General features: G+C 57.7%; 26 protein-coding genes and 1 tRNA gene. 25 read left to right on the top strand and 2 right to left on the bottom strand.

The genetic code is table 11. From position 1 onward, the window contains the following. Window positions 1-23 precede the first annotated feature (23 nt). From Q1B46_RS11630 to Q1B46_RS11615, 4 genes are read left to right on the top strand one after another with little or no spacing between them, the layout of a single operon-like run. Entirely contained in the window at window positions 24-890 is an 867-nt protein-coding gene (locus Q1B46_RS11630; protein WP_299948105.1) for a xanthine dehydrogenase family protein subunit M, read from the top strand. Then, window positions 887-1,366, top strand: coding sequence for a (2Fe-2S)-binding protein (locus Q1B46_RS11625; RefSeq protein ID WP_299948103.1), 480 nt, complete (start codon window positions 887-889; stop codon window positions 1,364-1,366). Before Q1B46_RS11630 ends, Q1B46_RS11625 begins: the two co-directional genes overlap by 4 nt. Further along, window positions 1,366-3,618 carry a xanthine dehydrogenase family protein molybdopterin-binding subunit gene (locus tag Q1B46_RS11620; RefSeq protein WP_299948101.1) on the top strand — a complete coding sequence of 751 codons (2,253 nt, stop codon included), beginning with the start codon at window positions 1,366-1,368 and terminating at the stop codon, window positions 3,616-3,618. Before Q1B46_RS11625 ends, Q1B46_RS11620 begins: the two co-directional genes overlap by 1 nt. After that, window positions 3,615-3,860: a MoaD/ThiS family protein gene (locus tag Q1B46_RS11615; RefSeq protein ID WP_299664114.1), complete on the top strand. Its 246-nt coding sequence runs from the start codon at window positions 3,615-3,617 to the stop codon at window positions 3,858-3,860. The genes Q1B46_RS11620 and Q1B46_RS11615 overlap by 4 nt, the downstream gene beginning before the upstream one ends. 18 nt (window positions 3,861-3,878) lie before the next feature. Here Q1B46_RS11615 and Q1B46_RS11610 read toward each other — a convergent pair whose 3' ends face one another. Continuing rightward, on the bottom strand, window positions 3,879-4,751 hold the full coding sequence (locus Q1B46_RS11610) for a LysR family transcriptional regulator (protein WP_299664113.1): 873 nt from the start codon (window positions 4,749-4,751) through the stop codon (window positions 3,879-3,881). A gap of 100 nt (window positions 4,752-4,851) precedes the next feature. On the opposite strand from Q1B46_RS11610, the gene Q1B46_RS11605 reads away from it, so the two are divergent. From Q1B46_RS11605 to Q1B46_RS11555, 11 genes are all read left to right on the top strand, one after another. Then, window positions 4,852-6,294 (top strand): aldehyde dehydrogenase family protein, encoded by a 1,443-nt coding sequence (locus Q1B46_RS11605; protein ID WP_299948099.1) that lies wholly within the window; start codon window positions 4,852-4,854, stop codon window positions 6,292-6,294. Beyond that, a complete protein-coding gene (locus Q1B46_RS11600; RefSeq protein ID WP_299948097.1) occupies window positions 6,294-7,271 on the top strand; it encodes a membrane dipeptidase in 978 nt (325 codons plus the stop codon). The genes Q1B46_RS11605 and Q1B46_RS11600 overlap by 1 nt, the downstream gene beginning before the upstream one ends. Then, complete coding sequence (locus Q1B46_RS11595) at window positions 7,268-8,953, top strand: hypothetical protein (RefSeq protein WP_299948095.1); 1,686 nt, start codon at window positions 7,268-7,270, stop codon at window positions 8,951-8,953. Before Q1B46_RS11600 ends, Q1B46_RS11595 begins: the two co-directional genes overlap by 4 nt. Beyond that, window positions 8,950-9,579 carry a DUF3726 domain-containing protein gene (locus tag Q1B46_RS11590; protein ID WP_299948093.1) on the top strand — a complete coding sequence of 210 codons (630 nt, stop codon included), beginning with the start codon at window positions 8,950-8,952 and terminating at the stop codon, window positions 9,577-9,579. The genes Q1B46_RS11595 and Q1B46_RS11590 overlap by 4 nt, the downstream gene beginning before the upstream one ends. A gap of 12 nt (window positions 9,580-9,591) precedes the next feature. After that, window positions 9,592-10,602 carry an Ldh family oxidoreductase gene (locus Q1B46_RS11585; RefSeq protein ID WP_299948091.1) on the top strand — a complete coding sequence of 337 codons (1,011 nt, stop codon included), beginning with the start codon at window positions 9,592-9,594 and terminating at the stop codon, window positions 10,600-10,602. A gap of 76 nt (window positions 10,603-10,678) precedes the next feature. Continuing rightward, window positions 10,679-12,493 (top strand): BCCT family transporter, encoded by a 1,815-nt coding sequence (locus Q1B46_RS11580; RefSeq protein WP_299948089.1) that lies wholly within the window; start codon window positions 10,679-10,681, stop codon window positions 12,491-12,493. A 218-nt stretch (window positions 12,494-12,711) separates the two neighbouring features. Continuing rightward, on the top strand, window positions 12,712-13,713 hold the full coding sequence (locus Q1B46_RS11575; RefSeq protein WP_299948087.1) for a 3-oxoacyl-[acyl-carrier-protein] synthase III C-terminal domain-containing protein: 1,002 nt from the start codon (window positions 12,712-12,714) through the stop codon (window positions 13,711-13,713). 5 nt (window positions 13,714-13,718) lie between these two features. Then, window positions 13,719-14,699, top strand: a complete 981-nt coding sequence (locus tag Q1B46_RS11570; protein ID WP_299948085.1) for an NAD(P)-dependent oxidoreductase — start codon at window positions 13,719-13,721, stop codon at window positions 14,697-14,699. Then, on the top strand, window positions 14,696-15,523 hold the full coding sequence (locus Q1B46_RS11565; RefSeq protein ID WP_299948083.1) for an MBL fold metallo-hydrolase: 828 nt from the start codon (window positions 14,696-14,698) through the stop codon (window positions 15,521-15,523). The genes Q1B46_RS11570 and Q1B46_RS11565 overlap by 4 nt, the downstream gene beginning before the upstream one ends. Next, complete coding sequence (locus tag Q1B46_RS11560) at window positions 15,516-16,778, top strand: CoF synthetase (RefSeq protein ID WP_299948081.1); 1,263 nt, start codon at window positions 15,516-15,518, stop codon at window positions 16,776-16,778. The genes Q1B46_RS11565 and Q1B46_RS11560 overlap by 8 nt, the downstream gene beginning before the upstream one ends. Further along, window positions 16,760-17,797 carry a sulfotransferase gene (locus Q1B46_RS11555; protein ID WP_299948079.1) on the top strand — a complete coding sequence of 346 codons (1,038 nt, stop codon included), beginning with the start codon at window positions 16,760-16,762 and terminating at the stop codon, window positions 17,795-17,797. The genes Q1B46_RS11560 and Q1B46_RS11555 overlap by 19 nt, the downstream gene beginning before the upstream one ends. Window positions 17,798-17,857: 60 nt before the next feature. On the opposite strand, the gene Q1B46_RS11550 is transcribed toward Q1B46_RS11555, so the two are convergent. After that, window positions 17,858-17,932 (bottom strand) — tRNA-Thr (locus tag Q1B46_RS11550). 83 nt (window positions 17,933-18,015) lie between these two features. Between Q1B46_RS11550 and Q1B46_RS11545 the strand changes: the two genes are divergently transcribed. The 10 genes from Q1B46_RS11545 to Q1B46_RS11500 all read left to right on the top strand — a co-directional run bounded on the left by Q1B46_RS11545 (window position 18,016) and on the right by Q1B46_RS11500 (window position 24,559). Then, window positions 18,016-18,171, top strand: a complete 156-nt coding sequence (locus Q1B46_RS11545) for a hypothetical protein (protein WP_299948077.1) — start codon at window positions 18,016-18,018, stop codon at window positions 18,169-18,171. Between the two features lie 6 nt (window positions 18,172-18,177). Continuing rightward, window positions 18,178-19,446 carry a UDP-N-acetylglucosamine 1-carboxyvinyltransferase gene (murA, locus tag Q1B46_RS11540; protein WP_299948075.1) on the top strand — a complete coding sequence of 423 codons (1,269 nt, stop codon included), beginning with the start codon at window positions 18,178-18,180 and terminating at the stop codon, window positions 19,444-19,446. Further along, window positions 19,443-19,919 carry a DUF2948 family protein gene (locus tag Q1B46_RS11535; RefSeq protein WP_299664090.1) on the top strand — a complete coding sequence of 159 codons (477 nt, stop codon included), beginning with the start codon at window positions 19,443-19,445 and terminating at the stop codon, window positions 19,917-19,919. Before murA ends, Q1B46_RS11535 begins: the two co-directional genes overlap by 4 nt. Beyond that, a complete protein-coding gene (locus tag Q1B46_RS11530) occupies window positions 19,916-20,437 on the top strand; it encodes a GNAT family N-acetyltransferase (RefSeq protein ID WP_299948073.1) in 522 nt (173 codons plus the stop codon). The genes Q1B46_RS11535 and Q1B46_RS11530 overlap by 4 nt, the downstream gene beginning before the upstream one ends. Before the next feature lie 60 nt (window positions 20,438-20,497). Continuing rightward, on the top strand, window positions 20,498-21,799 hold the full coding sequence (hisD, locus tag Q1B46_RS11525) for a histidinol dehydrogenase (protein WP_299948071.1): 1,302 nt from the start codon (window positions 20,498-20,500) through the stop codon (window positions 21,797-21,799). Between the two features lie 99 nt (window positions 21,800-21,898). Continuing rightward, the gene (locus tag Q1B46_RS11520) at window positions 21,899-22,378 is read left to right on the top strand and encodes a UPF0262 family protein (RefSeq protein WP_299664084.1); all 480 of its coding nucleotides are present in this window, start codon (window positions 21,899-21,901) and stop codon (window positions 22,376-22,378) included. 3 nt (window positions 22,379-22,381) lie between these two features. Beyond that, on the top strand, window positions 22,382-22,834 hold the full coding sequence (locus Q1B46_RS11515; protein ID WP_299664082.1) for a low molecular weight phosphatase family protein: 453 nt from the start codon (window positions 22,382-22,384) through the stop codon (window positions 22,832-22,834). 2 nt (window positions 22,835-22,836) lie between these two features. Beyond that, window positions 22,837-23,235, top strand: a complete 399-nt coding sequence (locus Q1B46_RS11510) for a ketosteroid isomerase-related protein (RefSeq protein WP_299948068.1) — start codon at window positions 22,837-22,839, stop codon at window positions 23,233-23,235. Further along, on the top strand, window positions 23,228-23,821 hold the full coding sequence (locus Q1B46_RS11505; protein ID WP_299948066.1) for a GNAT family N-acetyltransferase: 594 nt from the start codon (window positions 23,228-23,230) through the stop codon (window positions 23,819-23,821). Before Q1B46_RS11510 ends, Q1B46_RS11505 begins: the two co-directional genes overlap by 8 nt. A gap of 60 nt (window positions 23,822-23,881) precedes the next feature. Then, window positions 23,882-24,559, top strand: a complete 678-nt coding sequence (locus tag Q1B46_RS11500; RefSeq protein WP_299948064.1) for an SOS response-associated peptidase family protein — start codon at window positions 23,882-23,884, stop codon at window positions 24,557-24,559. The last annotated feature ends 91 nt before the right edge of the window (window positions 24,560-24,650 follow it).

Raw genomic sequence — 24,650 nt, 5'->3', positions numbered from 1 at the left:
ATCAACAGGTGCGAGGTATTTTCATGGACTATCACAGCCCCGCCAGTTTTGCCGAGGCGTCGGCTCTGGCCGCAAATGCGACGGGCATCACCCGGTTTCTGGCAGGCGGCACCGATGTGCTGGTGCAACTGCGCTCGGATCTGGTGACGCCCGATACGCTGATCGACGTTAAAAAGATCGGCGGTGTCAGCGACATCGCCCGTAATGCCGATGGCAGCTGGACGCTGGGCGTCGCTACCACCGGTGCCGAGATGAGCGAACACCCGGAGCTTGGCCGCGACTGGCCCGGCGTGGTCGAAGCGATGGACCTGATCGGATCGACTCAGGTGCAGGGACGCGCGACACTGACCGGCAATCTGTGCAACGGCTCTCCGGCGGCGGATTCGGTGCCTGCGATGGTTGCGGCGGGGGTCACGGTCACCGTGACCGGGCCGGATGGGGACCGTGAGGTGGCGGTTGAAGACATCCCGACTGGCCCCGGTAGAACTTCGCTGGCCAAAGGTGATCTTATCTCGGCCGTCAATATCCCTGCGCGCGGAGACAACGGCGGTGACGCTTACCTGCGTTTTATTCCACGGACCGAGATGGATATCGCAGTAGTCGGTGTCGGCGTGAACCTGCGGCTGGATGGCGATACCATCGCCGAGGCTCGCGTCTCGCTGGGTGCCGTAGCCCCGACCGTCCTGCTGGTTGAAGACTGTGCCCACGCGATTATCGGCACCACGCTGGATGACGCCGCGCTTGACGCACTTGCCGCTGCTGCCTCTGCTGCCTGCAACCCGATCGATGACAAACGCGGCACCATCGCGTTCCGCACCGAGGTCGCTGGCGTATTAGCCAAGCGCGCCGCGAAAATCGCCTATGCCCGCGCGAAGGGAGAAGATCTATGAGTAAGCTCCACGTATCTACCACCGTGAACGGAGACGCGGTTGAATACCTTTGTGACCCACGCGAAACCCTGTTGGATTGTCTGCGCGACAAGTTGAATCTGACCGGTTCGAAAGAGGGCTGCGGCACCGGCGATTGCGGTGCGTGCTCGGTCAGCGTCGACGGTCGCCTGGTGTGTTCGTGCCTCATGCTGGGTGTCGAGGCCGAGGGAAAGCAGATCGAAACCGTCGAAGGCATTGCGAATGGCGACGTTCTGCACCCGCTGCAGAAGAAGATGATCGAATATGCCGCCCTGCAATGCGGTATCTGCACTCCGGGCATTCTGGTTGCGGCCAAGTCGCTGCTGGAAAAGAATCCCGATCCCACGGAAGAAGAGACCCGGTATTGGCTGGCAGGCAACCTTTGCCGCTGCACCGGTTATGACAAGATCATTCGCGCCGTATTGGATACTGCGGCTGAAATGCGGGAGGCTTCGTAATGGCTCTGGACGATCGCAAATCTGACTTCACATTCGTCGGCACGCGCCCAGATCGCCCCGACGGTCTGGACAAGGTCACAGGTCGCGCCAAGTTTGGCGCGGATGTTTCGGCCCCCGGTATGTTGTACGGCGCGATTCTGCGTTCGCCTCACGCGCATGCGCGGATCGTCAGGATCGATGCCTCGAAGGCTGAGGCGTTGAAGGACGTCAAAGCCATTGTCACGCGTGCTGATTTCGCCGATGTCCCGTTCAAACCGGGGCTTGAAGGCGAATTCTGGAACGTGCTGGAAAACGTCATGGCGGGCGAAAAGGCTCTCTATGACGGGCATGCGATTGCTGCTGTGGCGGCCACATCAGCCTTGGCAGCACGCGATGCGCTCAAGCTGATCGAGATCGAATACGAGGTTTTGCCCCACGTCACCGATGTGGACAAAGCGATGGCTTCTGACGCACCCGTCATCCGTGAAGGTGCTGCGGATTATTCTGTGCCCGAAGGGATGCACCCCAACGTGGTGCGCTATCACGAAAGCGGCCATGGAGATGTTGAGGCCGGATTTGCTGAGGCCGATCTGGTCATCGAAGACAGCTTTGTGACTGAGGCGACCCATCAGGGCTATATCGAACCTCATGCCTGTCTTGCTTCGCTTGGTATGGATGGCAAGGGAGAGCTTTGGTGCACAACTCAGGGTCATTGGTACGCTCAGAAATACTGTGCCACTTTGCTGGGTATCGAAACTGCGCAATTGCGCGTGACCGCTTCTGAAATAGGTGGGGGTTTTGGCGGCAAGACCACTGTGTTCATTGAGCCGGTGGCGCTGGCGCTTAGCCGCAAGGCCAATCGCCCGGTCAAGCTGGTGATGGCCCGGTCCGAGGTATTCCGGTCAACCGGGCCAACCTCTTCCGCGTCGATGGACATCAAGATCGGGATGAAGAAAGACGGCACCATTACCGCCGCCGAAGGGATCTTTCGCCTGCAAGGTGGTGCGTTCCCCGGCGCGCCCGGCGATCTGACGGCCATGTGCGCCTTTGCGCCCTATGATCTGACCAATGTGCGGCAGGTGGGGTACGACGTGATGGCCAATCGTCCCAAGCAAGCCGCCTATCGCGCGCCCGGCGCTCCGATGGGGGCATTTGCAGTTGAATCTGTTTTGGACGAGCTGTGCAACCAACTGGGTCTTGACCCTGTTGATGTGCGCCTGAAGAACGCGGCGGCTGAGGGCTCCAAAGCGAGCTATGGCCCGACCTATGAGCGTATCGGCCTTGTCGAAACCCTTGAGGCTGCCAAGGCGCATCCGCATTATTCGACCCCGCTGAAGCCGGGGCAGGGGCGCGGGATTTCCTGCGGTTTCTGGTTCAACCATGGGGGCGAGACGTCTGTATCGCTGGCCTTGTCCGAGGACGGCTCGGCACAGGTTATGGTTGGCACGCCGGATATCGGTGGCTCACGCGCGTCAATGGCTCTGATGGCAGCCGAAGTGCTGGGGATTCCCTACGAGAACATCCGCGTCACCGTCGCCGACACGGCAACGCTGGGGTACAACGACGTAAGCCATGGTAGCCGTGTCACGTATGCCTCGGGTCTTGCGACGATCAAGGCGGCAAATCATGCGGTTGAGCGCCTGTGCGAACGTGCGGCGGCCAAGTGGGGTATTCCGGTCGATGCGGTGAAATGGGAAAACGGCTGTGCTGTGCCTTCGGGCCCCAATGCGGGCGATTTCGATCCGCTGGCTCTGGCCGATATCACTGCCGATATGGGTGCAACCGGTGGTCCGATCTCGGGCCATTTCGAAGCGACACCCGAGGGTGCGGGCGTATCCTTTGGTACCCATATCGTCGATGCCGAGGTTGATCCGGAAACCGGCAAAACCAGCATCATGCGCTATACCGTTATTCAGGACGCGGGAAAGGCCATCCATCCGGCCTATGTGGAAGGCCAGTTTCAAGGTGGTGCTGCACAAGGCATCGGCTGGGCACTGAACGAGGAATACATATATGGCGAAGATGGCCGTTTGCAGAATTCGATCTTCCTCGATTACCGCATTCCGGTCGCCAGCGACCTACCAATGATCGACACGGTGATCGTCGAAGTGCCCAACCCCGGCCACCCGTTTGGTGTACGCGGTGTCGGTGAAACAGGCATCGTGCCGCCCCTTGCAGCCATTGCAAACGCGGTGTCCAACGCCGCGGGCGTACGCTTGCGGCAACTGCCGATGTCACCACCCCGTATTCTGGCAGCGCTGAAGGACAAATGATCGAGGTTCACCTTTGGTCCAGCCTCCGGTCGTTGACCGGAGGCCTACAGGTGATCGAAGTCGACGCCGCGACAACCGGGGAGCTGTTGAAAGAGCTGGTGCGCCTTCATCCCCGGTTGCAGGCCCCAATTGACGCTGGCGTGTCGGTCGCCGTAGACGGGCGCATCATTGCGACCGGGTTATCCGAGCCGATCCCTGAAGGCGCCGAGGTCTATCTGATGCAACGCCTCAGGGGTGGCTGAGTTTAGAAAGCCGTAATGCTAGCTGAAATCGCACGACAGAATAAAGTCGCTGCATTGTTCGGTCAGATCTTGAAACTGTGAACGGTCACGGACATACAAATAGACCTGCCTTTTGTCGTGCAGGTCCGCGATTGGGCGGAATGAGACAGCCTCCGGCAAGAACTCAGCCACTGTTTGCGGCAGTACGGTGATCCAATCACCAGTGCGCACCAGATTGATCAGAGAGTGCGTGTTGTGAATTGTGATCTCAGCACTTTTGACCGCAGTCAGGAAAGCCGCTGTCCGGATCAGGTCGCAAAGCGTATTTCGAACAAAGGGCGCCGTCGGCACGTCAGCGATGGTCAGAGGTTCTGTCCGGGTGATCAGGGGATGATCCGATGCAGCGACCAGACCAAACGAATCCTCAAGCAGAGGAATGGCGCGGACACCATTTAACGGATGATACCCTGATGCGATGCCGATATCAGCCTGGTCCTGGGCGAGGGCATCGAGCACCTGTTGTGTATCGGTGTCGCGCAGCTCGATCTTCAAGCCTGGGAACTCACGCGTCATGTGAGCCAGCAGCGGGGGAAAGAGCAACGCACCCACCGAAGGGACCGAGACGATTCGGATCAGCCCCTGTTCGGCCTGTGCCGCAGCTTCAATATTCAGAACTGTCTGATCGTATTGCCGCACTTGCCTAAGGCCGATGTCGAACACCTGCTCGCCCAATGGCGAAAGCCGGTTCTTGCGCTCGCCTTCGAACAGCTTCTTGCCCAAATGGTCTTCGAGCTGTTTCAGCGTCATCGAGACGGCGGATTGCGTACGACCCAGTCGGTCGGCAGCTTCGATCAGATTACCGGTCTGCGCCACCGTGCAAAAGCAGCGCAGCATTTCGATCTTGATAGCCAAACTTCAATATCCTTGAAATTTATTTAAGTTATTTGAGTTTGACTGATGCGATCCAAAAAATCCATCCTGTGACAAACGAATTCTGACTCTGGGGCGCATTGTGACCAAACTGAACCTGATCGCTGGCGAATGGCTGGCAGGCGAAAGCGAAACTGAAAACCGCAATCCTTCGGATCTGAGCGATCTGGTTGGCATGTTCGCGCAAGCCAGCACTGATCAGCTTGAGGCGACGCTGGATCAGGCGCGTGTGGCGCAATCGGAGTGGGCCGCCTACGGGTTAGAGCGCAAGCAGAACGTGCTGAACGCCATCGGCAATGAGTTGATGGCCCGCGCAGAAGAGTTGGGCACACTTCTCAGCCGGGAAGAGGGCAAGCCATTGGCCGAAGGCAAGGGCGAAGTTTACCGCGCCGGTCAGTTCTTTACCTACTACGCGGCTGAATGCCTGCGCCAGATCGGCGAGAATGCCGATTCCGTGCGCCCCGATGTCGAGGTGGACGTCCGCCGTGAGGCCGTAGGTGTGGTTGCCATCATCAGTCCGTGGAATTTCCCGACTGCGACAGCGTCGTGGAAGATCGCGCCAGCGCTGTGCTATGGCAATGCCGTAGTTTGGAAACCCGCCAACATCACCCCGGCCTCTGCCGTGGCTCTGACAGAAATTATCGAACGTCAGGACATTCCCAAGGGTCTGTTCAGCCTTGTCATGGGTTCTGGCCGGTCCATCGGTCAACGCCTGGTCGAAAGCCCCAAAGTCAACGCGATCTCTTTCACCGGCTCGGTTCCCGTTGGCAAGGGTATCGCGTCTGCGGCCATCCAAAACCTGACCAAAGTGCAGATGGAGATGGGGTCAAAAAACGCGTTGGCCGTGATGGACGATGCTGATCTCGATCTTGCGGTTTCGCTTGCTTTGGGCGGCGCGTTTGGCGGAACTGGCCAGAAGTGTACCGCTTCGTCTCGGCTCGTGGTTCATGCGGGCATCCACGATGCATTTGTCGAGAAACTGGTGGCAGGCGCACAGGCAATGAAGGTCGGCCATGCGCTGGAAGCAGGCGTTCAAATGGGCCCTGTGGTCAGCCAACAGCAGCTGAGCGAGAACCTCGCCTATGTCGATCTGGGTAAATCCGAAGGCGCAGAACTGGCCTGTGGTGGCCAGCGTCTCGATATGCCGCATGATGGCTTCTACATGTCGCCGGGTGTGTTCCTGAACACTAAAAATGACATGGCGATCAACCGCGAGGAAATGTTTGCCCCGCTGACCAGTGTCATAAAGGTCGGCAGCTATGACGAGGCGCTGAGCGTCGTCAATGACACCAATTTTGGCCTGACCTCGGGGATTGTCACCAAATCGCTGGCTCGTGCCACGCATTTCCGCCGCAATGCGCGTACGGGTGTTGTGACAGTCAACCTGCCCACCGCTGGCACGGATTACCATGTGCCCTTCGGCGGGCGGGGTGATAGTTCCTACGGGCCACGAGAACAGGGTAAGGCGGCAGCCGAATTCTATACCACCGTCAAGACGGCCTATATCAGCGCAGGCCCGGTCTGATGCTGATTGATGGCCTGCAATATGCCAACTGGTCAGAAAAGATTTTCCGACAACTGCGCGAGGGCGGCGTGGACGCGATCCACGTCACCATCGCCTATCATGAGACTTTCCGCGAAACTGTTCTGAACTTCGAGAAATGGAACCGCTGGTTCGAGCAGTACCCGGACCTCATCATGAAAGGCCGATGGGCCAGCGATATCGACATTGCTCGTGATACCGGGCGGACGGCTGTGTTCTTTGGGTTTCAGAACCCATCCCCCATCGAAGATGATATCGGGTTGGTTGAAATCCTACACGATCTGGGCGCGCGGTTTATGCAGCTGACCTATAACAACCAGTCGCTGCTTGCGACGGGGTGTTACGAGGCTGAAGACACTGGCATCACCCGCATGGGCAAGCAAGTCATCAAGGAAATGAACCGTGTAGGGCTTGTCGTCGACATGAGCCATTCGGCCGACCGCTCGACCATCGAGGCCGCTGAATTGTCCGAGCGTCCCATCGCCATCACTCATGCCAACCCGCATGAATGGTCGCCTGCGTTGCGCAACAAGCGGGATGAGGTGATCAAAGCGGTGACCGAGAAAGGTGGAATGCTGGGCTTTTCAGTCTATCCTCATCACTTGAAGGACAAGTCCGAATGCACCCTGGACAGCTTCTGCGAGATGATCGCGCGCACTGCCGACAAATATGGGGTGCAGAACCTGGGGATTGGCACTGATCTGTGCCAGGATCAACCCGACAGCGTGGTTGAATGGATGCGCGTCGGGCGCTGGACGAAAGAGATCGACTATGGCGAAGGTTCAGCCTCGGCTGCAGGATTTCCGCTAATGCCGCACTGGTTCCGCGACAATCGGGATTTTGGCAATATCGAGCAAGGATTGCGCGCTGTTGGCATGAATGCTGAGGAAGTCGCAGGAATCATGGGGCGCAACTGGTATCGTTTCTTTGCCGATAGTTTTGGACCTCAACAGCCATGAACAGCGCGCATCCAGTCATCGAACGCCGCGATCCCGCGACAGTGATGCGCCTGTCGCGATTGGGATCGCTGCACCAATGTCGCCTAAGCTTTATGCGCCAGCTCACGCGCCGAATGGCCTCGGAGCAATGGGTCTTTTCCCGTCCGGTTTTTGACATTGATGATAAGGGCGTGGGTCACGCGGTCTATTCTGCGAAAGGACCCGACCGCACTTATTCTCTGATTGCATTTGCCCATGATCTGCCACCCGAGCAGCGCTCGGACCGGGTGATCGCCGAGGCCTGGGATGCCACATTCACATTGTTCGATGGTGTTCCGACCGCAGAAGACATCCAACGCTTGTCACAGAACGTACCGCTGCAAGAGGCTGGGCGGATTAGCGAAAGCGAACTGTCACTGTCGCGTGCCAACCGCTCGGTCCGGTTGTGGAATCATGTCGTCGACCGGCTGGCCGCTGGTCAGCAGCCTGATCTCGAACAGATTTATCAGGTTGGGTATTTGATGCGGACGACCGCAGTCTACGGATCGGGCAAGTTCGGTGCGGCGGACCGCGAGAAGATCGCCGACCGACCCGAGGTGAGTGGCCCGTTTCAGGCCGAGATGTTGTCGGTTTACCTGACCCGGAATTTTGTACGCGATCTCGTTCAACACATGGCAACATCCAAAGGCAGAGAACAGACCGCGCGGTTGGATCCGCAGATTGCGCGCTGGCTAGGGATTGGTAATTCGACCGGGTTGGGAATGGCGCCGTTCATCGTCAATCATCCCGTTCTGTTCAACAACTGGATCATGGTGCGTGAAGAAGCGATCGCGCGGGTCCGATCGATTGAAACTGCTACTGAGGCGGAAATCGCGCATTTCCATTCGGTGTTTGAACGCAGCAGATTGTCGATCTCTTGGTGGCAATCTGCGCATCCGATCCAGATTGAAAAGCTTGCAGCGCTGAACGCCGACCTGAATGCGATCTCAGAACATCTTGATCATGCCGATTTGGGGGGAAATCAGCCTTGGAACCAATTGGTCCTTTGGTCTCAGACCGCGCTTAGCGAAGAGGGACAGGAACTATTGGCATCGCTGATCCTGGAACCCTATGGCGCACTGGTGGATGGGCTGGTCAGTTGTATGGCTGATGGCAATAGCCAAGCCTTCACGATCGATGGTGCAATGTCGGTCGAAAATGTGCGTGACTTGATCCGCACAGGCTTTGACTGGGCGTTCGATCTTGAGTGGGCCTCGCCCGAGCATTGCGCGCGCGTTTGGTATGTATCGGAAGAAAAGCTTGAGCCCCGGCTGGGCGAACGATTTGACGAGCCGGTCGCGGACTATGAGCAGCCGCTTGCCCCAGCGCGTGATGCAGCGCTGGCTTTCAAGGCGCTTTCGGATTGGCCGGATGATACGTCCGTCGCCGAATTCCTGCAGCGTTATCCGGAACATCGCCATACAGTGCGCCGCGCACAGATGAGCCGTCACGCACCTTATGGCGAAATCCGTGACAATACGATTGGTGCCGACGTCCTGCCCATCGATATGCTGCGTGCCAAGCTTTCGTTCTTTGGGGCGACGCATTTTGATCCCCGCTCGGACCGCTGGGTGCGTATTTGTATGTATGCAGGTGCCCCCTATCCGGAAGAGCTGAGTTCAGAAAACGCTGATCTGTGGGTGTACCCGGAGATGGCGCAATGAGTTTCTCTCTTAATGAGGTTGAAGCCACCGCCAAACGCGCAGCGCGTGGCGCAGGCTATACTTGGGGAGTTGCAGAAGACACCGCGAAGGCGACGCGCTGGCTTTGTACCCAGGGTCTTGATGGCGCGGTGGTCCTGTCACGTGTGCTGGAGCATGGGTTTGCGGCTTCAATGGAAGATCACCTACCAGCGGGATTGCAAAGCGATTGGACCGGCAACAAAGACCTGTGCCCGTTGATGGCCGGGGCGATGCTTTCGGATTGTTCCGACTTTCTGCGATCCGGTCCAATTCGCATCAGAGAGGTTGCCGTGCCAATGCTGCTGCTGCCATTCGCCGCCAACGCCGCGCGCAGTCTGCAAGCGGTCATCACCGTCACATCCGGAGATTTTTCCGCTGCGACTGATGGGGTGCGGCTGGCACTGAGAAATGAATGTCCGGCTTTTGCGGACCATGTCGAGGTCGCGTTGGGCGATGGCCTGACTGATCCGTGTTCGCTGCAAACCCGTGCAACGCCTGATCCGGCTGCGTGGAAGATACTCAACCAATTTGCCCATCGTACCTACGCCCCCGCGACAGAAGCATCCCGCTTGCTTGGCGCAGGGGCCGGGCTTTCCGACAATGACTGAAAGAAGACCAATATGATCGAAACCCGTACCCTCTCGCTTGCTGAAATCGAAGACCTGTCCTTTCGGGCGCTGGTGGCCGCAGGCACACGCGAAGAAAACGCGCGTCCCTTGGCGATCGCGACAGCGGCGACCGAGGCCGATGGAGTTGCCAGCCATGGCCTGGCCTATATCCCGATCTATTGCGAGCATGTCCAATGCGGCAAAGTGGACGGGCAAGCAAAGCCGGTTCTGGCGCAACCGCGCCCCGGCGTCGTGACTGTCGACGCGGCCACAGGTTTTGCGCATGCGGCGATAGATGCCGGGTTCGAGGCTTTGATACCTGCCGCCCGCGCGCAGGGGATCGCCGCACTGGCGATCCGGAACAGCTATAACTGTGGTGTTCTTGGTTACCATACTTATCGACTGGCACAGGCCGGGCTGGTTGGTCTGGGCTTTACCAATGCTCCGGCCTCGATTGCACCTTCTGGTGGTTCCAAGCCGGTTGTGGGAACCAATCCGTTCTCAATCGCTGCTCCGGGTACAGATGGGCAGCCCGCCCTTCTAATTGATCAAAGCGCCAGCACCATCGCGAAAAGCGAGGTTATGAAACACGCGCGCGAGGGTAAGCCGATCCCGGTTGGCTGGGCGCTGGACGCGGAAGGAAATCCAACAACCGATCCGAATGTCGGGCTGAAGGGCTCGATGGCACCATCAGGTGGCTACAAGGGCGTAGGTGTGGCATTGCTGACCGAAGTTCTGGCCGCCGCGCTGACCGGCGCGACGCTGGGGATTCACGCGTCACCTTTTTCCGGCACGGCGGGCGGCCCTCCGAAAACAGGCCAATTTTTTATCGCGATCGATGCTTCGGCAACGTCTGATGACGCGTTTTCGACGGGAATCGTCGATCTCGTCGAAGCGATCCGGGTTCAGGAGGGCACACACTTACCCGGTGACGGTCGCCGGGCAAAGCGATTGGCTGCAAATTCTGAAGGCGTCGCCGTGAACGTGGCGACGCTGACCAAGATCGAGGCCCTGATAACTTAGGGCCTTGTGGCGCAATTCCGGGGCGCAAGAAAATAATGCCTGGAAATCGGGACACGTGCGAACAGGGAGGAAACACATGTCTATGAAGGATCCTTTTACCGATCTGGAGATCAAGCGATCTACGGGTGGGTTCTATGAAGGTCACAGCGTCGAGATTGCCTTGCTCAGCAAGTCAATCATGGTTGCACTTGTGATATGGGCACTGGTCTGGCCAGCAAACGCTAACGGTGTTTTGGGAAGCCTGAACTCGCGTCTGCTGGAAGACTTCAACGCCTTCTACATCATCATCGTCGGCTTCTTTGCCTTCTTCCTGTTTGTTGTGGCCGCGCTGCCGCAAACTGGTAAACGTCTTATGGGCACAGAAGGGGAAAAGCCCGAGTTCTCAGACTTTTCTTGGTTTTCGATGATGTTCGGCGCCGGTTTGGGCGTTGGGTTGATGGTATTTGCCACCGCCGAGCCTCTGGGTTTGTGGGGGTCAAATCCGGTCGTGATTGCGGGTGAGGTCATTGGCAATACCGAAGACGCGTTGCAATCAGGGTATCGCTATACGTTCCTGCACTATGGTTTCCATGCCTGGGCGATCTATGTGGTGACCGGTTTGTCGCTGGCTTACTACGCCTACACGCGTAACATGCCGCTGACGATCCGTACTGCGCTGACACCGTTGTTTGGCAAGCTGATGAATGGCTTTCTTGGTCATGTCGTCGACGTTCTGGGTGTTGTTGCGACAATTCTGGGCGTATCGGTGACAATCGGCTTTGGTATATCGCAGTTCATCGACGGTCTTTATGCCATCACTGGCATGCAGTGGATCATGGACCTAAGTGGTGATGTCCCAACCCCCAGCACCGTTGGATTGCTGGCAGGTCTGATTGTCATCATGGGATTGTCGATCGTTTCGGCTGTCTCGGGTGTTGGTCGTGGTGTTAAGTATCTGTCGAACTTGAACCTGGTGCTATCGCTGGTCCTGTTGCTGGTCTTCGTCGTCTTTGGGTCATTCCTGTTTGCGATGACCACCTATGCAACGGCGTTTGTTGACTACATCTTGCACTTCGTCTCGCTCAGCTTTGGTGCATTCAACCCGCAATCAGCAGCAGCGTTTGACGCGGCCCTGCCAAGTGAAGCCGCGCCGTTCGCCGACGCTCTTTACGCCGGTGCGACCAACCCATGGGGTTCGTTCGACGGGTTCAGATCAGGGCTGGAAGGCGACGCAGCAGCATTGCCGGAAAGCGTTCTTGCCTCGGCATACGCTGCAGGTGATCCGGGTCGCCAGTTTGGCTGGCAAGCAGGGTGGACCACGTTCTACTGGGCCTGGTGGATCGCGTTCTCTCCCTTCGTGGGCCTGTTTCTGGCGCGCATCTCAAAGGGGCGCTCGGTCCGTGAGTTCATCATCGGTTGCGTATTCGCACCGGCGTTGGTCTGCTTTGCCTGGATGACCATTCTGGGTGGCACCGCGATTGACCTTGAACTGAACGGAACTGCCGAAGGTGCCATCGTTGGCGCATCGAATACCGCCAAGTTATTCGTTACTCTGCAAGAGATGATCTCGGGCGGCCTGCTGTCTGGTATCACCGTGATGTGTGTGGTGCTGATCATGACATTTCTGGTCACATCGGCAGACTCGGGCATTCTGGTGATGAATACCATCATGTCGGGCGGTGATCAGAACATCGGCAACAAGCACAAGATCATCTGGGGTATGATCCTTACAGCTGTAATCGGGGCCTTGATCCTCGCGGCAGGTGAGAACAACCCGATGGATGCGTTGCGAAATGCGATGATCATCGGTGCGTTGCCCTTTACGGTGGTCATGGGCCTGATGTGCGTGGCGCTTGCCAAAGCACTGTATCGCGACGGTTTGCGGCAAAAGCACGCTGCACCGGCCGAGTAAACAAGCATTTTCCGGGCGGTTGCAATGCGGCCGCCCGGCATCCTTTCAAGCCGCGATACCGGTCTAGTGAAGCACGGTGAAGGTATCGGTCGAGCACGAATATCAAGCATAATCAATCTTGTACATGGCACTCTGCCAATGGGGTAAGGAATCCCCACCTTGCCGTCAGCTGATAACACACTTATCTCCGAGTGCATATTTTGGATCGGAGTAAGCACTTGAGCAATACCATCCAGGTCTCAATACGCGGTACGGGTCATTATCTTCCGGGTGCGCCGGTGGCCTCAGAATCCCTTGATGACAGAGAGGGTCTGGAGCGCGGGTATCTTGCACATGAGACCGGCGTTGAATTTCGCCACTTTGCTCAGGGCATGGATCAGATCGAAATGGCGGTCGGTGCTGCGAGGCGTGCACTGGATCAGGCCGGATTGACAGGGGATGATATCGACCTTGTTATTTCCGCCAGCGGGGTTCCTTTCCAAACACTGCCCTCTACTGCACCGCTTGTGATGCGAGAGCTTGGGATAGCTGATGGCAAGGCTGCGGCCTTTGATGTTAACAGCACCTGCACCAGTTTCATCAGCGCATTCGAGGTTGCCAGCAGGCAGGTCGCCGCGGGCGTTTGCCGCCATGCTTTGATCGTATCGTCCGAGATCGCGTCACGTGGCCTGCCCTGGGAAAAGCAGCCCGAAGTCGCCGCGTTGTTTGGAGACGGAGCCGCCGCTGCAATTATCGGAGGCGCAAGCGGACACGAGGAAGGTATCCAAGCGTGCCTGATGCGCAGTTATCCATCCAAATACGAAGCATGCCAGATCGCAGCTGGAGGGACGCGGTTTGACTATCATGAAAATCCTGATGAGTTCGCCCGCAACACCTTGTTTCAGATGAATGGTGCTGATCTGTTCAAGCTGACAATAAAGCATTTCCCTGATTTCGTGGATGAGTTGTTGGAGAAGGCGGGTTGGAGAAAGGATGATGTTGATCTTGTCGTCCCCCATCAGGCCAGCCCGCATGCTCTGACACATATGGTGCGTCAAACCGGGTTTGGTGCCGGAAAGATCGTTAATCTGGTGGCAAATATTGGTAATCAGATTGCAGCTTCGATTCCGACAGCGCTGGACCACGCGCGTCGAGAGGGGCGGGCAGAACCGGGAACCCGCTTGCTGATGCTGGGGACCTCAGCGGGTGTTTCATTCTCGGGTCTGGCCTTGCGGATGTGAACGCCGTGCGGGTGCTGGTAACTGGGGCAACTGGATTTCTGGGTGGCAAGGTGTGCTGCGTTCTGCGGGACCGGGGGTTTGCTGTAGTTGCCACCGGTCGCTCGGTGCATCGTTGTGCGGAATTGGCTGAGCAGGGGTTCGAGGTTCGGCCTGCCGATCTGTCTACACCTTTGGAACCCTCGCTGTTTGGCGCGCTAGACGCTGTTGTTCATGCCGCGGCTCTCTCTGCACCTTCGGGTCCGCTGCTAGCGTTCCGCTCAGCGAATGTGGACGCCACTCGCAACATCGTGGCACTTGCCCGACGGGTGCGGGTGCGTCGTTTCGTGAATATCTCCTCGCCCTCGGTCTATTTCGCACCACAAGATCAGTTGGATGTCAGGGAAAGTTGCCAATTGCCTGTGCCGTTCAATAACTATGCGCGCACCAAGGCAGAGGCCGAGCGTATCGTGCTGAATGAGCCATCGATTGGTCCCATCAGCCTGCGCCCTCGCGGGATTTACGGCCCCGGCGATACGGCTTTGTTGCCCAGACTTTTGAAAGCGGCGCAGGCGCATCCTCTGCCTTTGTTTCGGGGTGGGCGGGCCAAAATCGACCTGACGCATGTTTCTGATGTCTGTGAGGCTGTGTTTGCGGCCTTGATTGCGGGTCCTGAGGCGGAAGGTGAGGTGTTTAATATTTCCGGTGGTGAAGTTTTGCCCATCAGACAGATCATAGAATTAGCGTGCACGCGTGCGGGCATTCAGCCAAGATGGCGGCCACTGCCAATCAAACCCGCGCTTGCATCTGCGCGACTACTTGAACGACTAAACACCCTGCTTCCTGATACAGGTGAGCCAAAGATAACGGCCTATGCGCTTGCGCTTTTGGCATTTGAACAAAGCCTCAATATCGAAAAAGCCGCCAGAGTTTTGCAATGGCAGCCGAAAATTCTTTTTGATGAAGGGCTTGAGGATGTGTTTAGAACTAGCGCTGAGGGTATGATGTGAAACTGCACTTTGCCAACAGCGCGTTTATCTCTGCGCCCGAGCGTGCCGTGCAGCCTGACGGGCGCTGGCGCACTACGCTTGGGCTGCGGGTGCGATATGGCATATTGGTGCACCCCCAGCATGGCCCGGTTCTGATTGATACGGGCTATAGCAAGGATATCTTCGAAGGGACGCGCAGCTTTGGTTTGCGCGCTTATGCTGCCGCCTTCGGTCCCGTGCTTGCGCAGGATGGTCAGACTGAGGTTGCCTTGAACCAGCTCGGTTTTGCGACCTCGGATGTAAGCAAGATTATTATCACCCACTTCCATGCTGATCATGTTTCGGCTTTGCGCCGCTTTCCGCAGGCAGAGATTATCACGGACCTTTCTACTCTGACGACCATCCTTAACAGGGGCGGATTTACAAACCTGCGTCACGGCATCTTTCCCGAACTTCTGCCACATGATCTGTTGCATCGAGTAGTTGATATCGCTGGGTCGCCCATTGCGCGGGCACCTTTGACGTTGGGCATCGGGCGCGATCTGTTTGAGGACGGATCGGTTATCGCAGTCGATCTGCCTGGCCATGCCGAAGGGCATTTTGGGCTTTGTTTCCCGCAGCTTGATCCTGTTCTGCTTTACGCCTGCGATGTCCAGTGGGTACAGGCGGCTTTGGCAATGCCTCGACAGCTCCCACTATTAGGGCGGATCGTCTCAAAGAATAAGCGCGATGCTTTGCGCTCCAGCCGCAAAGTGGCAGAATTCCAGCGCGCTGGCGGTATGGCTTTGCTTTGCCACGATCCCGCGCTGACACCCTTTGATCTTGAGCAACTGTCCAATGACTGACCTGTGGCATATTGCGCGGTCATTTGCTGCCACGCGGTACCACACACGCAAAGGCCTTTCGCGTGCGGCTTTCATGCGCTGGCAGGATAAAGCTGTTCAACGCTGGCTGGAACATGACGTGCCAAAGGTACGTTACTATGCCTCTGCCGAAGCAAGGCTTGAAGCCCTGCCAATCATCGACAAGACAATTCAGATGGCTGATTTTGGCGCGTTCAATCTGGGCGATGTTTCCGCTTCAACCGGCTGGCGGTGTTTTGAAACGACCCAAGCCCACGGCGAGATCAGTGTTGGCGCCAGCACAGGCACCAGCGGCAACCGCGCGCTATATATGATCACCCCGCAGGAAAGGCTGCGCTGGCTGGGAACCATACTGGCCAAGGCGCTGCCCCGGTTTCCGTTTCAGGCCGAGCGCGTGGCGGTGATCCTTCCGCAGTCATCCGCGCTCTATGATACGGCGGCGCGCGCCAATCGATTGAAATTGACCTTTTTTGATCTGACTGAGGGAATGGAACACTGGTCCAAGCGGCTTGCCGCGTTTGATCCGACCTGTCTGGTTGGCCCACCGCGCGTTCTGCGCGCCTTGGCCGAGGCGGATATCGGGATTAGACCCCGGATCGTATACGCGGGTGCAGAAACGCTTGATCCGGGGGACCGTCACGTGATTGAGGCAAAATTTGCGGTTCAACTTGGGCAGATTTACATGGCCACCGAGGGGCTGTTTGGTGTCAGCTGCTCACATGGGAACATTCATCTAGCTGAAGACGCTGTAAAATTTGAATTCGAACCTGCCGGAGATGGGTTGGTGAACCCAATCGTGTCCTGCTTTCAGCGTCGATATCAGATCATGGCACGTTATCGGATGAATGATCTGTTGCGCCTTAGGCCTGGGCCTTGCCCATGCGGTTCTCCCTTGCAGGCGGTCACTGAAATCGTAGGTCGGATGGATGATGTTTTTATTTTCAATACGGGCGGAGAGCCGATCTATTTCACCCCCGATGTCCTGCGGAACGCAGTTTTGGATGCTGATCGGAGTATCGATGATTTCCGAATTCTGCGTGTCGCAGAAAACCGGATCGAACTTATCCTGCCCGACCACTTTGAGCCCGAGATAGTGCAAAAACCTAAAGCGGCATTGGAGCGAGTGCTCCACGCGCGATGCGAAGGCATTGTGGTATCGGCGAGAGTCGCCCAGCTAAGCCCCGACCCACATCGCAAGCTTCGGCGGGTAGAAAACAAATGGCGGCCAGAATCTTGATGAACGGAGCGTTCCTAATCAATGCCTCGCGCAGCGGTTCGACCATGATGTCCACCATATTGCGCCAGCATCCGGATGTGCTCAGCCTGTCCGAACTTATTGCGACTCAAGGCGCGCGCGCGTTGCTGCCGGGCGGGATCAGCGGGCAGGCCTTTTGGAAGCAGCTTTCCGAACCCACGGCACTTATGCGTCAATTGGCCAACCCGAAGACGGCCCCGGGTGAGTTTCTTTATCATACGGTAGATGAGCGCCGATTTGACCCGTTCAACTGCCCACCTATCCTTGCAGTCACACTGCCACATCTCTTTGAGGATCCGGATGCGGTTTTTGATGATCTGGCCGACATAGTTCCTGATTTGCCAAGGCAGAATCGGGCTGATCACATGAGGGCCGTAATCAACAATCTTGGCGAAAAAACGGGTCGAAAATTCTGGGTTGAACGGTCCGGAGGCACATTGCTTGCAACTTCTGCGCTCGCCCATGCGTTTCCTGAGGCAAGATTTGTCGTCCTCTTGCGTGACGGGCGCGATGTCAGCCTGTCGATGCAGAACTACAAACCGGCCCGGTTTGTGATCTGGTTCTGGAAACTCGCATCCCGCTTTGGCATCGATGTATTCAAACCCGGCACACAAATCGGCAGCGCCGGGTGGATCGCCATGGCGGAAAAACTCTCGGGGAGGGCATTGCCGATGGCACGCATCCTCAACACCAAGCCCTCTATCGCAGACGCCGCCGCCTGCTGGTCAGCCCTGACCAAAAGTGGCCTTGAACAGTTCAGGGATATCCCGAACGAACGCAGGTTGGTCATGCGCTATGAAGCGGTCGTGGCCGACCCAAAGACTGAACTGTCCCGCCTGTCGCGCTTTCTTGCGTTGCCGAAGAACTCAAATTGGCTCGAATTTGGCGCGGGTGTCCCTCGGGCATTCCCACCGCGCCATACCGCATTACCCATGTCGGAACAGCGTGCCCTTGCCAATTTGACCGAGGCTGCGCGGGCAGAGTCCGATCAGCTTGTGTGATCCTAAAGCATCCGGCATACAGCACCGATTAGCTTTAAGTAGGAATTACATATGTTTGGATGGTGCTGCTGGAGAGAATTGAACTCTCGACCTCTCCCTTACCAAGGGAGTGCTCTACCTCTGAGCTACAGCAGCGCTGTGGGCGGGTGATTAGACCCAAACGAAACGCGGCGCAAGGGTGTCTGGACGGTTTTTTTCCACTGCTGTAGAGAAAGACAATGGCAGATAAAAATTCACCAAAAAAACACGGCAAATCCGGGGAAACGCGAGAAGATCGCTTGAAAGCGGCCTTAAAAGCGAACATGGCGCGGCGTAAGGCGCAGGCCAAAGCACGAGCGACATCCGGGGGCAAGGCCGGCAAGGACGAGGGATAAGAGCAGATGGATTCGATTCTGGTGACGGGCAATGGCCCGCTAAGTGGGCAGATTCCGATTGCGGGGGCTAAAAATGCATGCCTGACGCTGATGCCTGCGACCTTGCTCAGCGAAGAACCGCTGACACTGACCAATGCGCCACGGCTGAGCGACATCAAGACAATGACAGCTCTGCTGCAATCGCTTGGGGCCGAAGTGTCGGCGTTGCAGGATGGACAAGTGATCGCGATGTCCAGTCATAACCTGACCAGCCATGTCGCGGATTATGATATTGTGCGCAAGATGCGCGCCTCAAACCTTGTGCTAGGGCCCTTGTTGGCACGGTTTGGGCAGGCGGTCGTCTCGCTGCCCGGCGGCTGCGCCATTGGCGCGCGCCCGATGGATCTGCACGTTGAGGGGTTGGAAGCGCTGGGCGCCGAGATCGAGCTGAAGGATGGGTACCTGCACGCCAAGACTTCGGGCGGCCTGAAAGGTGCGGTGCATGAGATGCGCTTTGCATCGGTTGGTGCGACCGAAAACATCGTCATGGCCGCCACGCTGGCCAAGGGCACGACTGTGCTGAAGAACGCCGCGCGCGAACCCGAGATTGTCGATCTGGTCGAGTGCCTGCGCAAGATGGGAGCACAGATCTCGGGCGAAGGCAGTTCAACCATTGAAATTCAGGGTGTCGACCGACTGCACGGCGCGACCCATCAGGTTGTCACCGATCGGATCGAACTTGGCACCTATATGCTGGCCCCGGCCATTTGCGGGGGTGAGGTCGAGTTGCTGGGAGGCCGGATGCGGCTGGTCGAAAGCTTCGCAGCCAAGTTGGATGCTGCGGGTATCAGTGTCACGGAGACTGACAAGGGGCTGAAGGTGGCCCGCAAGAACGGGCGCGTGACCTCGGTGGATGTGGTCACTGAACCTTTTCCCGGTTTCCCGACAGATCTGCAGGCGCAGATGATGGCGCTGATGTGCACCGTTGAAGGTGTGTCCGTTCTTGAAGAGCGTATTTTCGAGAATCGCTTTATGCACGCACCCGAACTGGTGCGCATGGGGGCGAATATCGAGGTGCATGGCGGCACGGCCACGGTTACCGGGGTCGAGCGGCTGAAAGGCGCACGTGTGATGGCGACGGATTTGCGGGCCTCAGTCTCGCTGATCCTTGCGGGATTGGCGGCGGAAGGTGAAACGACGGTCAGCCGGGTCTATCATCTTGACCGCGGATATGAGCATGTGGTGCGTAAGCTGGAAGGCGTGGGTGCAAAGATCGAACGGATTAAGAGCGAATGACGGACGCAAGTTTCAAAGATGGCCGCGAGGCACCGCTGAACCTGGGGGCTGAGGATGTGGATGACCTGCAGGTCATCGCGACCTTGACGCAGGATGCGATTTTCCCGGTCACCGAGATGACATGGCAGCCCGGTCAACGCCGCTTTGCGCTGCTGCTGAATCGCTTTCGCTGGGAAGACAAAGATGCTGCCGCCCGGCGTGGCCGCGCATTTGAGCGGGTGCAGGCTGTTTTGATGTTCGGCTCGGTTCTGTCTGTGGCCAGTCAGGGCATCGACCGTAGTGACAAGGATATGATCTTGTCCTTGTTGGCTGTCGAATTCGAACCGGCTGAGGATGGTGCGGGTCAGATCTTGCTGACGTTGGCAGGGGACGGTGCGATCCGCCTGACGGTCGAGGCCATCGATGCCACGCTCAAAGACGTGACGCGCCCCTACAAGGCGCCATCTGGCCACGCACCGCACCACCCCGAGTGAACAACAAACGCGGCATCGCACAGGCGTTCTCAAAACCGTCCGAAGGCTTGGATATTCGCCCTGCGACGGTGTTTGACGTGTTTGGCATGAGCCGCACTCTGACCCGTTCCATCCGCGATTTATGTCGGGCGGATCATCTGGACGACTCTGAAAGGCTTGCCCTGTGGACCGCTAACAAGGACCCGGCTGCAATCCGTGGCTGGATCGACTCCGGTGCGGCCCTTTGGGTCGCCACACAAGGCGATGAGGTTGCAGCCGTTGGGGGCCTGCGTTCAGAGGGTGAAATCTCATTGCTCTATGTCGACCCCGATCATGCCGCGCAGTGCGTTGGTTCTGCCCTGTTGTGCCGGTTAGAGGATGAATTGCGCAGGCTAGAATGTCCCGAAGCCTATTTGCTAGCGACCAGAACCGCACATGGTTTCTATTCCGCTCAGGGCTGGCTGGATGATGGTGATCCAACCGAATGGCATGGCATCCCGCAATTCCCGATGCGCAAATCGCTGCACCTCTTGGGCTAAGGGTTGAGACTGACGGGCCCCGGCGATAAGACCCGTTGCAACGCTTCCGGAGTCCCTTATATGCCCGTTTTCCTCGACACGACCTCCGCTGATTTCGAACCTGCGTTTCAGACGCTGCTGTCCGCCAAGCGCGAAGACAGCCCAGATGTGGATGCGGTCGTGGTGCAGATCATCGACGATGTGCGCACCCGTGGCGATGCGGCGGTGATTGAGCTGACCGCCAAGTTCGACCGGCTGGAGTTGACGCCCGAGACCATGGCTTTCACTGCCGAAGAAATCGCCGAGGCCGTCGCGCGGGTTACGCCCGACGATCGCGCTGCGCTGGAACTGGCGGCCGCGCGCATCCGCGCCTATCACGAAAAGCAGATGCCCAATGATCATCAGTGGACCGATGAGGCCGGGGCCACATTGGGCTGGCGCTGGTCGGCGGTCTCGGCTGCAGGGCTTTATGTACCGGGCGGCTTGGCCTCTTACCCGTCTTCGGTACTGATGAACGCGATCCCGGCCAAGGTGGCCGGAGTGGAACGGTTGGCCATCGCCGTACCGACACCGGAGGGTGAGGTGAACCCGCTGGTCCTGTTGGCAGCGTGGCTCTCTGGAGTGGATGAGGTCTACCGCGTTGGCGGCGCACAGGCCATCGCCGCGCTGGCCTATGGAACTAAGACAATCGCACCGGTCGACAAGATCACCGGGCCGGGCAATGCATTCGTCGCCGCCGCTAAACGTCGCGTCTTTGGCAAGGTCGGTATTGACATGATTGCAGGTCCTTCAGAGATTCTGGTGATTGCTGACAAGGACAATGAACCGGACTGGATCGCATTAGACCTACTCAGCCAGGCCGAGCATGACGAAAGCGCGCAGTCGATTTTGATCACTGATGATGCTGAATTTGGCCAGTTGGTTACGCAAGCCGTAGATAAGCGCCTTGAGACACTCGAACGCCGCGCGATTGCCGGAACCAGCTGGCGCGACTTCGGCGCGGTGATTGTCGTGCGCAATCTGGACGAAGCCGCCGCCCTGTCGAACCGCATCGCCCCTGAACATCTCGAACTTTGCGTTGCTGATCCGATGGGGCTCAGCCAGAAAACCATCCACGCGGGTGCCATCTTCCTTGGTCAATACACGCCCGAAGCCATCGGCGATTATGTCGGTGGCCCCAACCACGTGCTGCCCACCGCGCGTTCGGCCAGGTTCTCATCAGGCCTCAGCGTGATGGACTTTCTCAAACGCACAACGCTTAGCCAGATGTCACCCGAAGCTCTGCGCGCCATTGGCCCTGCCGCGGAAATGCTTGCGCAATCCGAAAGCCTTGAAGCGCATGGATTGTCCGTCACGGCGCGTTTGAAGCGGTTGAACGGCTGATGCGACACAAAGGCCAGCTGCATATGGCATTTCTGTGCGTTGCCCATTGAAATCTGTTGTTATAGGTCTGTGCAGACGTGAAGGAATGTGACCATTAAGATGACCCGTATCTCGCATATCGAACTGGACGACCGAAACCTGCCCCCGCCGACCCCAGAGATCGAGCAGGAGCGCAAGGTCGCCATCTATGATCTGCTCGAGGAAAATTCGTTCACGCTGCCTGTGCGTGACGATCGGGCCACCTTGGATGGTCCGTACCATGTGCAGTTGTCGATCCGTGAGAAGCGGCTAGTTTTTGATATCGAAACTGAAGCCAGCGAGAAAGCGGCGGAATTTCACTTGTCGCTTGGTCCCTTCAGGCAGGTTGTCAAAGACTACTTCCAGATTTGCGAGAGCTATTTCAACGCGGTGAAAAACCTGCCGCCCAGCCAAATCGAAACCATCGACATGGCGCGGCGCGGCATTCACAACGAAGGCAGCCGCGTGTTGCAGGAACGGCTGGAGGGTAAGGCCGAGATTGATACTGACACCGCGCGCCGCCTGTTCACGCTGATTTGCGTGCTGCATTTCGGAGGCTGACGGGTGAAGCCTCTGCCGCAGTCCATCCTGTTCTGTTGCGACCACAACTCGGTTCGGTCCCCAATGGCCGAAGGCATCATGAAGAAATTCTATGGCACTGGTACCTACGTGCAGTCTGCCGGTGTGCATAATGATCTTGAGATTGATGGTTTCTGCATCGCCGCCTGTCAGGAAATCAACGTCGAACTGTCCCGCCACCGCTCGCGTTCGTTTGACGAGATGCAAGAATGGGGCGATGACCTAAGTTCTTTCGACCTGATCGTAGCCCTGTCACCTGCCAGTCAAAGAAAGGCGCTGGAACTGACGCGGTTTTTTCACCTTGATGTCGATTATTGGCCAATTATGGACCCTACCGGATTAGGCGAGACCCGCGAGGAAAAGCTACGTCACTACCGACAAACCCGCGATCAGATCATCTCGCATCTGAAAGACCGCTGGGGTGAACCGAGGGAGTGACCATGAACCCGACCGTGAAAACTTATTTCGATGCCTTCAACGCTGGCGATGTGGATGGCATGCTGGCCTGCCTGTCCGACGACGTGGCCCATCACGTAAACGAAGGCCAGATCCGCGTAGGCAAAGAGAAATTCGCCGCCTTCTGCACCCACATGAACCGGTGTTACCGTGAGATTCTAACCGATATCGTGATCTTCGAGGCCGAAGGCGGTACCCGCGCCGCGGCTGAGTTTATCGTCAACGGTACCTATCTGGAAACCGACGAGGGCCTTCCGCAAGCCCACGGCCAGACTTATCGCCTGCCTGCTGGTTCATTCTTCGATCTCAAGGACGGCAAGATCACCCGCGTGACCACATTCTACAACCTTGCCGATTGGACCAAACAGGTCTCGAATGGCTGAGATCACAGATGTCCGCCCCCTGACCGGAGCGGCGCTTGGGGCTGCTTTGGACGATGTGGCGCGCCTGCGGATCGAAGTGTTTCGCGTCTGGCCCTATCTCTACGATGGCGATCTGGATTACGAACGGGCATACCTGCAAACCTATCGCGACAGCGGCAAGGCCATCGTCGTCGGCGCCTTTGATGGCGACAGGCTGGTCGGCGCCTCAACCGGCGCCCCCTTGATCGATCATGCCGACGATTTTGCCGCGGCCTTCGAAGGAGCGGGCTTGGAGCTTTCCGACATATTCTACTGCGCTGAATCCGTCCTGCTGCCGCAGTACCGCGGGCAGGGGGCGGGCCACAGGTTCTTCGACCACCGTGAGGCACATGCCCGTAAACTGGGCTTTACCAAATGCGCCTTCTGTAGCGTTCAGCGTCCAACCGATCATCCGATGCGCCCCGACGATTACCGCCCGCTGGATGCGTTTTGGCACGCACGAGGTTATGCGCCTCTGCCCGGGGCCGTCGCGCAGTTCTCCTGGAAGGATGTGGGACAGGAAGCTGAAAGCCTGAAACAACTGCAGTTCTGGATCCGGGACCTATAAGTTGCAGGGGATGCAGGCCGCACACTTGCCCTGATCCTCAGTGCCCCATACCATCCCCCCATGTGTGGTAAGTTTGCAGCCGGTCACCTGACACAGCGCGAGATGTTGGCGATCCTCGAACATTTTCTCTACGGAAAAGTCTCGCCCCATCTGCCGGAGTCGTTGCCGTCGAGCGGCTACAACATCTCACCCACCAACCGCGTGGGCATGGTCCGCTGGGATGGTGAGGCCGCCGAGCTCACCACTGCGCGTTGGCAACTCCAAGATCCGCGCAGCACGAAACCCGTGATCAATTCCAAGATTGAAAATGTCGGGTTCTGGCAGGAGTATTGGGACCGCGGTCGTTGCCTTGTTCCTGCGGTTGGATATTATGAATGGCCCAAAGATCAGGGTCATGATTGCCCGGTCTATATCTCGGTCAAGCACAATGCTCCGGCGATGTTTTTTGCCGGGTTTTATCGCACCCATGACGGCAATCACTCCTGTACGATCCTGACGCGCAAACCAAGCCCACAGATCGCTCATATCCATAACCGCATGCCTGTTATTCTGACTCCGGACGAAATCGAAAACTGGCTGTCAGGGGTTACGACCGTTCAGGATGCCCAGCAGACAATGGGGACGGGTTATGAGGGGCGCTTCGATTACCATACGGTAAAGCCGATCAAGCGCGGGGCGGACGGAGAGTCTTTGATCGAGCCCTATACACCCCCTGTTCAAACCGGGTTTGATTTCTGATTGCGTTGAACCACATTCGGCCCTGTGAGACTGGTTCCTACGCCCTTTATATGCCCAGCAAAATCAGAGCGAGCACGGCCCGAGTTCTTCG

It is taken from the genome of uncultured Ruegeria sp. (genome assembly GCF_947500045.1).
Taxonomy (GTDB): Bacteria; Pseudomonadota; Alphaproteobacteria; order Rhodobacterales; family Rhodobacteraceae; genus Ruegeria.
This window is presented reverse-complemented; position numbering and strand designations above follow the sequence as displayed.